This is a genomic window from Photorhabdus antumapuensis (assembly GCF_020387775.1).
In the GTDB taxonomy this organism is placed as follows: domain Bacteria; phylum Pseudomonadota; class Gammaproteobacteria; order Enterobacterales; family Enterobacteriaceae; genus Photorhabdus; species Photorhabdus antumapuensis.
The window spans coordinates 192,866-205,240 of the sequence record NZ_JAHZMK010000014.1 but is presented as its reverse complement, the minus strand read 5'-3'; the positions used below and the strand labels follow the sequence as shown (position 1 = coordinate 205,240).

Sequence of the window (12,375 nt, the reverse complement as noted above, 5' to 3'; positions counted from 1 at the left end):
AAAATCTCATTCCGCTCTATCTACCTTCTCTCTTCTGCTAGTGATATTAGTCACAAATGATAGCGCTATCTATGATGGTAATTCATAATTGTGATAGCGCTATCATTTGTTATTTGATTAATTCACCAGAAAGCGAAAGTACATCATGGTTTTTTCCCACGACTTGCCTGAGATCAGGTAGAATCCCATCGTCAAATTTATAGCCGTTAATTAAAAAAATAGAAAAATATTTTGATGAAAAAGACACGAAAACGCCGTAATACAGGGCGAGTAACATTACAAGATGTTGCTAAGTATGCCGGTGTCGGTTCAATGACAGTTTCACGCGCATTGAGAACACCAGAAATGGTATCGGATAAATTACGAGAAAAAATTGAACAAGCTATACAAGAATTGGGATATATCCCAAATGGTGCTGCCGGCGTACTTGCTTCGGGCCAAAGTAATATTATCGCGGTGCTTGTGCCTTCATTGACAGATAAAGCCAGCGCTACATTTATACAGTCACTGCAACAAGTGCTGAATAAACATGCCTTTCAAGTTTTGCTTGGATGTCATGAATATGACCATCATAAAGAAGCTGAAATTATCATGACATTACTGCAAAGCAATGCAGTAGCACTGGTGATTTTCGGTTCGCAATTGGCGGATAAAACCTACAGTAACATTTCTCATATCAATATTCCCATTATTAATGTTGCGGGCTCTCATCAACAGCAGACGACTATTAATATAGAAACCGATTTTTCCGCGGCTGCCTATACGTTGACTGAACATATGTTGAATAATGGCCGCAAACATATCGGTTATATTAGCGCCCAAATGGACAGCCGTTTACGCAATCAGCAAATTAATGGCTGGCATAAAGCCATGCTGCATCACTATCAGAATGCTGACCAAAGTATCACGACCTCGGATACTGCTAGCATGCAATTTGGTCGCCAGGCAATGACTGAGATGTTATTACGTCAACCTGAACTGGAAGGTGTGATTTGCAGTCATGAAGTCATTGCCCTAGGTGTCATGTTTGAATGTCAGCGGCGTCTGCTTAAGATACCCACTGATTTGGCTGTTGCTTGTCTGGAAGGTTCAGATAACTGTGACCACACACAGCCAACACTGACATCAATTCGCATTGATTATCCCCAAATAGGCAGGGACACCGGAAAATTGCTGATAAAATTGCTCGCTCAACAAGGTGAAGATGAAACAAAATATCAAAACAACCCATATCACCTGTTTTCATATAAATTCGAGCCTAGACAAAGTGCTTAACAAAATAAAAACACCATGACGAGACATCAATTGTGATTAAAGCCTATAGCCAACCGTGGTAACTATTTTACCTGCTTTACCTGCTGGCTTAGACCATGTGGCGTAAAAGAAAAACCCGCATAATCTTCAACCCTATTTACTATGTCAGCCACTGTCGTTTCAGCCAAGGCGGCTTCCAGCACACCGGTAACACGCGAGAATTCATCTTCTAATACTGGGGTGATATTGTGCCCAATATAACACTTGGGATTAGGTTTAGAGCGGTGCAATGTAAAATACAGAGGGTCTTCAACTGCACGATAAATATCTAATAATGAGATTTGCTTCGACGACCGGGCGAGTAATGCTCCCCCTCCCTGCCCCATTTGCGAATACGTCAGGCCAGCTTCCGCAAGGGCGCCTAAGAGCCGACGAACAACAGTCGGGTTAGTATTCACACTTTTTGCGATATCTTCAGAACGCACGGCTTGTCCGTGGTGAAGCGCGATATCGGTGAGAATATGAATAGCGACAGCAAAACGGGTAGATGTTGGCACTGGAAGATCCTATATACCTTAAGGATGTTATGAAAGAATAGCAGAGTATGAACAAAAAGGCCGTGTAGTGTGTCACCAATTTCGTCACATAACAAGAAATGAAATTCAGAATGTTAACTTGTCTGATTAACATTCCTACTCCTCCCGTTTTGCCACCGTATGCTATTATTTGGCTCAGTTAAGGTTACAAGCATGATAACCAATGCTACCGAATGGAATAATCTGCATGAGCACGCTCAATCTGAAGCGTATCGGCAGTTTGTTGTAATTTCACTAACCGCCCATCCCGCACTGTCCATATATGAACGAAACGAGAAATAAATCGTTTGCCACGCTTCACCCGCCCTAAATAATTACCCAGAATAATGACATGATCATCTGACTCAAAATATTCAGAACTGTCTACAACAAACTCATCAATATCATTTAAAAATGGCACAAAGAAATTATTTAATACATCTTCAATTCCTTCATAAACCCCACCATACCGAGATCCTTCGGTAACATCCCAAATAATATCACTCGCCATGATCTGGCGAAGAACATCAACATCCCCCATAGCGTCGTAAAAACGCCGAACAATAGATACATTTAATGAATCTGACATTATCATTCTCCTTCAAATTATCCTGCAATGAAATATGACCGGCTCTTATAAAATGAGCCGGCCGGATATCTTGGGACGTTCAACAAAAAGCGCCACTGGCGCTTTAAATTAACATCCCCGGAAAATAACTCGAATATCTTTCATGTTAGGCTATCCATTGCGGGTAAGATATCCCCTTACCTAGGTAAGCGCTGGATAATCAGTATAGCCTATAGCACCAGGAACCATAAAAGTTTCCGGTTGTTGTTCATTAAATGGTGCTTCAACTAAAAACCGGTGAGGTAAATCTGGATTAGAGATGAACAATTGACCAAAAGCCACTGCATCAGCCCAGTCGTCAGCAAGAACTTGCTCGGCACTCGCTTTAGTAAGTTCCTCGTTAGCAATATAGGTTGACCCAAAAGCCTCTTTTATCACCTTACTTAAGTCACCATCAACGATGGCATCACGCGAGAAGATAAAAGCAATACCACGTTTACCCAGTTCACCTGCTACATATCCGAATGTCACCACCGGATTAGAATCCGCCATAGAGTAATGTCCACCACGTGGCGCCAAATGCATACCGACACGCGATGCCCCCCAAACTGAAATACAAGCGTCTGTCACCTCCAGCAGCAACCGAGCCCGATTTTCTACCGAACCCCCGTACTGATCTGTGCGCAGATTAGCATTATCTTGCAAGAATTGATCGAGCAAATATCCATTGGCGCCATGTATTTCTACTCCGTCAAATCCTGCCGCTTTCGCATTTTCCGCTCCACGTCTGAATGCTTCGACAATGCCAGGAATTTCCTCAGACTCAAGTGCTCGAGGAACCACGAAAGGACGTTTTGGTCGTAATAAGCTGACATGACCATCGGCCGCAATTGCACTTGGCGCCACAGGCCGTTCTCCATTAAGGAAAGCAGGGTCCGATATCCGCCCCACATGCCAAAGCTGTATAAAAATACGCCCTCCGGCAGCATGCACTGCATCCGTAACCAACCGCCAACCAGCAACTTGTTCATCCGACCAAATACCCGGCGTATTCTCGTAGCCAACTCCCTGTGGGGTTACTGAAGTCGCTTCACTGATAATCAAACCGGCAGAAGCCCGCTGAACATAGTACTCCGCCATCAGCGTATTAGGGACACGCCCTTCTCCTACTGCACGGCTGCGTGTCAGAGGAGCCATAATGATGCGATTTGGCAAGTCGAGATCACCAATGCGAATTGGGTCAAAAAGTGTAGGCATATTTTTTCTCTCATTTAGATTAATAAATGCACTTCGTTGCAAATCATCAATAGGTACATCACCAGATAACAACACCCGTCAGGGAATGTAGGCTACTTTTCTCACTCTCGAACCTGTAATAACAGGCGATTCGTTCCTATGAATTAATGTAACTTACACAGTTACATTAAACAAGAGGGATCTGATACCAGATGTCAGGATATCTGCAAGATTAATGCTATGACACAACAATGACTTTGTTTAAGAACGAGATAGGCCGCTTGTAATCTTTGATTTAAGTGAATAGGGATTCGTTGAATGAGTGGTATAAAAAAGGCTACGCAATACGCAGCCTTGAAACGCTCTTTCATGGATAGAGCCCCTATCCAATGAGTTTTAAATCCGCTTTTCTGTGTCGCTTTTGTTCCTGATAAAAATTTCCATGTGAGCCAAAGTTCAGCAGGTATAACTCTATTTTCCCTTCAACCCAACAATAACCAAGCAATGTTAACTGGTTATTTAACTGAAATTTATGAACGCGAAGGAAACTTAAATCACCTTTCTTCTGCTCACCGATTTCAGGGTTATCAATTATTCTATCAATCTCATCTTCTACTATCGTAAGAAGATCCTCAGATAACTTAGATAATGCTTTAGAGAAACGTCTTGTTTCATAAACATCAATCTTTGGATCTTTTTGTCCTTCTGACATAACGCGACACCTTACCGCTATTGACTTCGCTTTTTGCCAGTAAAGAATCCAGGATAAAAGAGTACGACAAATCAGGGTTATCCTCCGCAATACGGCCAATCTTAGCCCAATGCTCGATTTGCTTAGGTACACTTCTACTTGAAGCTTCTGCATGAATTTTTACATCATTCACGAAATCATCATCCAAACGTATACTGATAGCCATAGTTTAGTTTGCCCCTCTGGGATTTTATACTACATGCGATATAAAACGCATGTGTATAAAATGCAACATTTTGTCGCATTATGCAATTTAAAAAGCCAAGCAATACTCAGCCTTGAAACATTCTTTAATAGATAGATGCAATAACCTACGTTTGAAAATGCGTAAGCCCAGTTTTATCTTTTTTAACCTCCCCTCCTCAAAAATTGGTTATGATTATAAATATACCTAATAGATTTCGAGTTGCAGCGAGGCGGCAAGTGAACGAATCCCCAGGAGCATAGATAACTATGTGACTGGGGTGAGTGAAAGCAGCCAACAAAGCAGCAGCTTGAAAGATGAAGGGTATAGCTTGCCTGATGCTGGAGGCTGTTGGTTGATATGTAAAAAAATTGTTACCCGGAGGATATGTATATGAATTTATTGGATGGTTTACAAAAAAAACTGGACGGTTACTTTCATAAAACAAGTGGAATCAACTATGTAAAAATATTTGATACTCCAAAAATATGGGGGTTTCCTTTTGGAAAAGAGATAATGCCCCAGGCAATTAAAAGAGAAGCAGAATTTGAAGATGCTATTGTAAGCATTCTGGAAAACATGCGTTATCGCTGTGATATTTCCTCCTTAAATGCCCCGGATGCAGAGTGGAGAAAAGTTATCCTATCAGCTCTTGATCGCGCATTTACCAAAAAAATAAACAGGAAGGACAGAACCCAGATAAGGTTCTTATTCGCTCAAACACCGACATCTTTGTTAAACGGTGTGGATTCATACTTTGAAGGTACTCCTGAATATTTGGCATTGAAGGATGATATTATTAAATTAATTCAAGCAAGGAGAGATAATTGGGAGTGTATACCTGAAATATGGATTGGTCGGTTTTACAGGATAGTAGACGGACTTAAAGTATCATTAGAGAAGAAAGTGCTGCCAGAGGAAATGTTTCCAGAAGCTGATACCAGAATGACATGGAATCATACAAAAATTATCGCAGTTGATGGAATTGAGTCATTTGTCGGCGGCCATAATTTAAATATGGATTTATTTAAAAATTACCCTCCAGTTCATGATGTCTCTGTGAAAGTGATAGGATCGGCATCATTAAGCTCACAATTATTTTTAAATAACATGTGGAAGGCTGATACAGATCTCTTAACTAAAGAATTCTTTGATATAAATGAAAATAGATGGGTTAATGCAAATGGTATTGTGGGAAAGCCAGAAGATCCATTAAAAAGAAGGCACATTACTGAATATATAAACAGAAAAAAAGAAGAATGCCGAAAAAATCCACCTAAGGACCCAGAATATAAGAAAGCAAGCAGGATATTATCCGTAGGTAAATATTGGGCAGGGCCTGATATGCGAACAGATTACAAAAAAGGCTCTGAAATAATGAAAGAGTTTATAATAAAGAATGCAAAGAGAAAAATTCGCATGTCCCAACAGGATCTCGTCAGTGCATGGAAAAAACAATGGCGAGATCATCATGTGTGCCGATGGTTGATCGAAGCATTACTTGCCAACCCCAAACTGGAAGTTCAAATTGTTGTATCGCCACTTGATGCAGCAGCAGGTGCTGCTGGTGATCAATATTCTTTTGGTTCTGGAGCCAGAAGAACGTTTGAATTATTTAAATACTATTTGACACATGATGAGCACACCAATGAGCAGCTGGAAGATCCGCATGGAATCAGGCAAGCCGCACTGAAAAGAATAGAAGTTGCCCCTTTTTTCTTTACAGACAAAGTCCCTGAAGCTCTTTCGATTGAAGGTACTACATACAAATGGCCAGCCGCGGAAGAAAGTTCTTATACTTCTACGCTAAAAGAACCGTCTCTTTTTGAAAGACCTCCACAGGAAGGCGCTATAGGACGCCCATTCCGATCCTTAATTAAAGCAAGTGGTCCGGTATATCCCAAAGTCCCCCCTGCTCCTGGCAATCATGCAAAAGTAACAATAATTGATGATGAACTATACGTGGTTGGTTCTGATAATCTCTATCCGGGGTATCTTTCAGAGTTCAACTATCTTATTGAGGGAGAAGATGCGGTGAAAGCTTTCATAGAATCCTACTGGGAACCGTTGTGGAAATACTCAGGAACACATTCATTTAATTACAAAAATGTTTGATGTAAGTAACAAGTGTATTGATATATACCCGCCAGCATTTGACGGGTATATAACTTGAAAAGCATCAAGGAGATGATTTTTCAGGGTAGAAAACCAAATCAAAGCGTTTTTCAGTAATAGCCTGGAAACCAGCGGGACATTGAACCTGAGAAACCAGATACTGGCAACCCGATTGCCCCTGTGAAAAACACCATTTTTATTTTCAAATAATCTGGGTTTGAAGCCCGTTAAATTGTTTACGATTAAATTTTCGCTGTAGCCAGATATTTTGTCATTTCATCAGCGGGCACCATACCACCGCCGGTTGCCCAAACCAAATGCGTAGCCTGTTTCATCTTCTCTGCTGAAAGGTTCTTATTATTCAGATAATCGAGGTTTCCACCCACACGAGCAGGACCCGCCATCCCAACTAACGCCGAAGGCTCTAACCGGATACCTTCATCACGATCCAGTAAGCCCAACAGATTATACATTTCCTGATCTTGGACAGTATAAAATCCATCCAGCAAGCGTTCCATCGCACGCCCAACAAAGCCGGAAGCCCTGCCTACCGCAAGACCATCAGCAGCAGTGATATTGTCTATCCCGATGTCTTGTACACAAATATTGTCATGCAAACCGGTATATACTCCCAACAACATACTAGGAGAATGGGTCGGTTCAGCAAAAATGCAGTGCACATGATCGCCAAAAGCCAGTTTCAATCCAAATGCAACACCACCGGGACCGCCACCAACGCCACACGGCAAATAAACAAATAATGGGTGATCTTCATCAACCACAATATTCATCTGCTCAAACTGCGTCTTTACCCGTCCACCTGCAACAGAATATCCCAGAAACAATGTTTGGGAGTTTTCGTCGTCAATAAAGAAACAGTTAGGATCAGATTCGGCTTCTTTACGCCCTCGGGCTACAGCTACCCCATAATCTAGTTCATGTTCCACGACATTGACCCCATGTGAACGTAGTTTTTGCTTCTTCCATTCACGAGCATCGGCAGACATATGCACGCTGACATTAAAGCCCAGTTTTGCACTGACAATACCAATGGACAGCCCCAAATTGCCGGTAGAACCTACAGCAATGCTGTATTGATTAAAGAACTGCCTGAACTCTTCCGAAAACAATTTACTATAATCATCGTTTTCAGAAAGCAAACCTGCCTGTAATGCCAATTTTTCCGCGTGAGTTAACACTTCATAAATTCCACCACGTGCTTTAATCGAACCGGAAATTGGCAAGTGGCTATCTTTTTTAAGCAAAATTCTCCCTGTGATATCCACACCATAATGTTGTTCCAGTGTTTTCTGCATCGCAGGAATAGCCACTATTTCTGATTCAATAATGCCATGCATGGCGGCTGTTTCCGGGAAAGCTTTACATAAATAAGGCGCAAAACGATCCAGGCGTGCTTCAGCATCCCCAACATCATCAGCGCCCAAACCGACAAAAGGTAATCCCTCTTTCAAGGTGGTATTACAAGGGTTAAACCAAAAGATTTCCTCTAATTCCATTAAATTTTTTACTAACGGATGTTCATTTAGTAATTGTTGAATTTCAGTACTTTTCATGTATGTGTTAACCCAATATGAGTGTTTCCCTGGTATATACCCTTCATCTTTCAAGCTGCTGCTTTGTTGGCTGCTTTCACTCGCCCCAGTCACATCGTTATCTATGCTCCTGGGGATTCGTTCACTTGCCGCCTCGCTGCAACTCGAAATCTATTAGGTATATAAAAACAACTGTTGCTTTTTTGATTATTAGAATTTTATTATATTCAATATTTTATGTTTACTACAACTTCTTACCAATATCAGCACATCATATTTTATTTATTTTTATCTTCCCCTTATTTCAATTACTACGTTAATGTTTATTTTGTTTATTATTTTAGCTATAAAAGCTGCCTACTTTATAGGCTTCCCTGGTATTGACACTTCGCACTTCTTATTCTTATTTTTCAAGCTGAGCTGTTGCCTCTTTCCATTACACAATGGTAGCCATTACACAATGGTAGAAAGAAGAAACGTCCCAATCAACGCAACCACAGACGCAATAAATGTTGCGGTTGTGTAGTACTTAAAAGTTTCACTGAGCGTTGCCCCGCAATATTGCTTAACCAACCAAAACAGTGAATCAGTCACAATAGTACAGCCGATAGCACCAGAACCAATAGCCAATGTAATGATTTCAGGGCTAATATCTGGATATAACGGCAACATAGGCGAAACAATCGCTGTTGCCCCCATCATTGCGACTGTTGCTGAACCAACCGCCGCATGCAAAATAATGGCAACCAACCAAGCCAAAAGAATTGGATGCATATCCAGACTCGACAAAACAACGGCCAACGACTCACTAAGGCCACTGACTTTTAAAATACTATTAAATGCTCCACCCGCGCCGATAATTAATAAAATATTGGCGATAGAAGAGAAACAATCTTCTGTTTTCGTCAACAGCGTACTCATTCCCATATTTTGCTTGATGCCCAAGGTATAATAGGCAACAAACGCAGCAATGAACATAGCTGTAATAGGATTACCAATAAATTCCAGCACCGTATAAAACATGGTGCCTTTTTCCATATTTAATTCAGCAGCCGTTTTAACCAACATTAACCCAATTGGCAATAACACGGTAAACAATGTCACGCCTAAAGAAGGTAAATCCTCTTCTTTACGCACGGCAATTTCAGAAAATTCAGCCGGAACCGATTTAAAAGGCAAACGGCTACCAAGAAGTTTCTGAAATAATGGCCCCCCCACCAAAGCTGCAAACAGGCCCACTATTAGCCCATAAACAATCACCGAGCCAATATCCGCACCCAGTTTATTCGTCACAAATAATGCAGCCGGGTGTGGAGGAACAATACAGTGAACCGCCATCAATGCTGTACATAATGGAATCGCTAATTTCAGCAGTGACGTATTGGTTTTCCTGGCAATAGAAAACGCCAGTGGAATTAACAATACTACCCCGACTTCAACAAACAGCGTAATACCACAAACCAGACCAATCAGTACCATAATGATATCAGGTGACAGCCATCGGCATTTTTGCAATGTGATACCAATACGCTCTGCCGCGCCGGATATCTCCATCATCTTACCAAGAATGGTCCCCAGACCAATCACTGCGGCCAAAAAACCTAACGTATCCCCGATTCCCCCTTGAATGGCGTTCACCATTTCAACAGGGTCCATTCCCATTAAGGCACCGACATAAAAACTGGCTAATAATAGCGCAAGAAAAGGGTGAATTTTTAATTTAATTATCGTAAATACAATTAACACAATACTTGTGAGTAACGTACCAATCACCCAAGGTTGTGAATCCACTTAATCATTCCCCGCAGTTAGCCTCTGTTCATCACACGAATTTTCATTATTGAATATGAATATTCAATTTTTGACAAATGATTAATACATAGTCATGCATGAATCAGATTGAGCCAATTCAGTGATACCGATCAAAATTTTCACTTTATTTGCGATTTAAATCACTAAAACTATCTGAAACATACCGCCTTAATGATACGGTTATATTATCCGTCGTCGATGAACTAGAAACACTATAAATATGTACACAGATGATAATTTCATGGTTGTAAATAAGTTACTCAATGGAAGCCAGTTATCAAAGCTGCATACATTTGAGATAGCCGCTCGCCACTGCTCTTTTGTTCTGGCTGCTGACGAATTAGCTATCACTGCCAGTGCGGTCAGCCATCGAATCAGTTCTCTGGAACAAGAGTTAGGATTCAAACTTTTCCAACGTTTTCACAGAAAAATTGAATTAACTTGTGAAGGAAAGCGTTTATTTTGGACAATTAAATCAACGCTGGAACACCTAAATCAGGAAATTCTGGAAATAAAAAGTCAAGAGTTATCGGGTAACCTGACTATTTACTCCCGTCCGACCTTTACTCAATGCTGGCTAGTGCCTAAATTGGCTGATTTTAATCAGCGATATCCATCCATTAACCTGAACATCTTAGTCGGTAACGAAAATGTGAATTTCCGCGGTTATGGTATCGATCTTGCGATCTATTTTGATGATATTATATCCAACGAGTTATCACATCAATATCTGATGAGTGAGTATATTACCCCGGTCTGTAGCCCGCAGTATGCCGAAAAACATAATCTAATGGGAAATATTGATAATCTACGATACTGCACGCTATTACATGATAAACAAGCATGGAGCTACGATTCTGATACCAAAGAGTGGAATACTTGGGCAGAACACTTTGACATTACACTGGATCCATCACAAAAGTGTATCGTCTTTGATCGCTCCGATTTAGCTGCCGTTGCCGCAATACACCACGCGGGTGTTGCAATGGGAAGAAAAAATATGATTTGGGAAAAAATTGAAAACAATGAATTAGTCGCCCCTTTTCCCAACACTGAAGTATTATGTAAACAATATTACTATACCTGTACCTTGCCTCAACAACAGAATGAGAAAGTCAATGCCTTTATCCAATGGCTGAAATCAACTATAAACGAATAAACATATAGCCAACCATTACGCGGATATAACAAACCTGCTCTATTTTAAGTGGCGATAGTTAGTCGCCACAGAATTTAACAACGGATTCTACCCTACTTTCAATCCCATCATTTATTGGCTCTAGGAAAATATTGCCTACCACCGTCAAATACCGTTTTACCTTTAATGCACGATGATTTTAATACTAGATTTTCTTTATCACTATTTCTATCCTTAAAAATTTAGTGATAATGTAATTATTTGAAAATAACATCTAAATTTAATCAAAAAATATATACTAATGGTGTAAGTTATGATATTCATCAAAACTGCTGGTAAGCAAATCGTTTAAATGAGTTATATACCTAATAGATTTCGAGTTGCAGCGCGGCGGCAAGTGAACGAATCCCCAGGAGCATAGATAACTATGTGACTGGGGTGAGTGAAAGTAGCCAACAAAGCAGCAGCTTGAAAGATGAAGCGTATAAAGTCATTTATTTTAGAAGTATATAGAGTGTAATGAAATGCAAAAATTATTATTAAGCTGTGGAGTTATCTTTTCTGTATCTGCGATAACTTTACCTGCTCAAGCAGAACAACATACAGCTTCAATCGGATACGTCTATGTGAAACCACAAGATGCGAGTGCGCTAAATGGCGCAATATTAAGTTACCGATATGAGCTTGATGATCAATGGGGGCTATTATCATCATTTACCTTTGCTAAAGGAGATGAAAAAGAGACAACAGAGGATTATCACTCAAAAAGTGATATTAAATACTATTCCCTAATGGCGGGCCCAACCTATAGGGTTAATGATTATATTAGCTTATATGGTCAACTGGGATTATCTAGGATTAATGCAAAATCTTCTACTCACTATAGTACTGGAGATATCGAAAAGGATGAAGCAAGCAAAAACACTTTAGGTTGGGGAGCGGGTTTTATTATCAATCCAACAACCAACACCTCAATTACCGCCGGTTATGAAGGCAGCCGTTTTAGTATTAAAGACGGGAACGAGAAAGATCACTTATCTACTAACGGTTTTAATATAACTGTCGGCTATCGTTTCTAACTTAATCAACGAGCAATGTATCATCACCAAGGTTGAATATTTTATTTAATTGACAATCTTGGTGGTTTTTCGAAATATTAAATCGCCATGACTATTTATAATAAATCCAG

Annotated in this window: 11 protein-coding genes; 4 read left to right on the top strand and 7 right to left on the bottom strand. The window is 40.4% G+C overall.

Features of this window, described 5'->3' with window-relative positions; genetic code table 11:
• Positions 1-234 precede the first annotated feature (234 nt).
• Positions 235-1,275 (top strand): LacI family DNA-binding transcriptional regulator, encoded by a 1,041-nt coding sequence (locus KZ793_RS05475; RefSeq protein WP_225814154.1) that lies wholly within the window; start codon positions 235-237, stop codon positions 1,273-1,275.
• A 62-nt stretch (positions 1,276-1,337) separates the two neighbouring features.
• Here the strand turns inward: KZ793_RS05475 and KZ793_RS05470 are convergent, their stop codons facing one another.
• The 5 genes from KZ793_RS05470 to KZ793_RS05450 form a co-directional block, all read right to left on the bottom strand.
• Entirely contained in the window at positions 1,338-1,811 is a 474-nt protein-coding gene (locus tag KZ793_RS05470; protein ID WP_225814153.1) for an Rrf2 family transcriptional regulator, read from the bottom strand.
• A 205-nt stretch (positions 1,812-2,016) separates the two neighbouring features.
• A complete protein-coding gene (locus tag KZ793_RS05465) occupies positions 2,017-2,418 on the bottom strand; it encodes a nuclear transport factor 2 family protein (RefSeq protein WP_225814152.1) in 402 nt (133 codons plus the stop codon).
• Positions 2,419-2,598: 180 nt separating this feature from the next.
• On the bottom strand, positions 2,599-3,654 hold the full coding sequence (locus KZ793_RS05460) for an alkene reductase (protein WP_225814151.1): 1,056 nt from the start codon (positions 3,652-3,654) through the stop codon (positions 2,599-2,601).
• 361 nt (positions 3,655-4,015) lie between these two features.
• Positions 4,016-4,345 carry a type II toxin-antitoxin system RelE/ParE family toxin gene (locus KZ793_RS05455; RefSeq protein WP_225814150.1) on the bottom strand — a complete coding sequence of 110 codons (330 nt, stop codon included), beginning with the start codon at positions 4,343-4,345 and terminating at the stop codon, positions 4,016-4,018.
• The gene (locus tag KZ793_RS05450) at positions 4,314-4,550 is read right to left on the bottom strand and encodes a TA system antitoxin ParD family protein (RefSeq protein ID WP_118984295.1); all 237 of its coding nucleotides are present in this window, start codon (positions 4,548-4,550) and stop codon (positions 4,314-4,316) included. Before KZ793_RS05450 ends, KZ793_RS05455 begins: the two co-directional genes overlap by 32 nt.
• A 411-nt stretch (positions 4,551-4,961) precedes the next feature.
• On the opposite strand from KZ793_RS05450, the gene KZ793_RS05445 reads away from it, so the two are divergent.
• Complete coding sequence (locus tag KZ793_RS05445; RefSeq protein WP_225814149.1) at positions 4,962-6,683, top strand: phospholipase D-like domain-containing protein; 1,722 nt, start codon at positions 4,962-4,964, stop codon at positions 6,681-6,683.
• Positions 6,684-6,925: 242 nt separating this feature from the next.
• Here the strand turns inward: KZ793_RS05445 and KZ793_RS05440 are convergent, their stop codons facing one another.
• Together KZ793_RS05440 and dsdX are read right to left on the bottom strand one after the other, a co-directional pair.
• On the bottom strand, positions 6,926-8,257 hold the full coding sequence (locus KZ793_RS05440; protein ID WP_225814148.1) for a D-serine ammonia-lyase: 1,332 nt from the start codon (positions 8,255-8,257) through the stop codon (positions 6,926-6,928).
• 432 nt (positions 8,258-8,689) lie between these two features.
• On the bottom strand, positions 8,690-10,027 hold the full coding sequence (gene dsdX, locus KZ793_RS05435; RefSeq protein ID WP_225814146.1) for a D-serine transporter DsdX: 1,338 nt from the start codon (positions 10,025-10,027) through the stop codon (positions 8,690-8,692).
• 241 nt (positions 10,028-10,268) lie between these two features.
• Here dsdX and dsdC point away from each other — a divergent pair, with 241 nt between their 5' ends.
• Together dsdC and KZ793_RS05425 are read left to right on the top strand one after the other, a co-directional pair.
• Complete coding sequence (gene dsdC / locus KZ793_RS05430; protein ID WP_225814144.1) at positions 10,269-11,207, top strand: DNA-binding transcriptional regulator DsdC; 939 nt, start codon at positions 10,269-10,271, stop codon at positions 11,205-11,207.
• A gap of 503 nt (positions 11,208-11,710) precedes the next feature.
• Positions 11,711-12,265: an Ail/Lom family outer membrane beta-barrel protein gene (locus KZ793_RS05425; RefSeq protein WP_225814142.1), complete on the top strand. Its 555-nt coding sequence runs from the start codon at positions 11,711-11,713 to the stop codon at positions 12,263-12,265.
• The last annotated feature ends 110 nt before the right edge of the window (positions 12,266-12,375 follow it).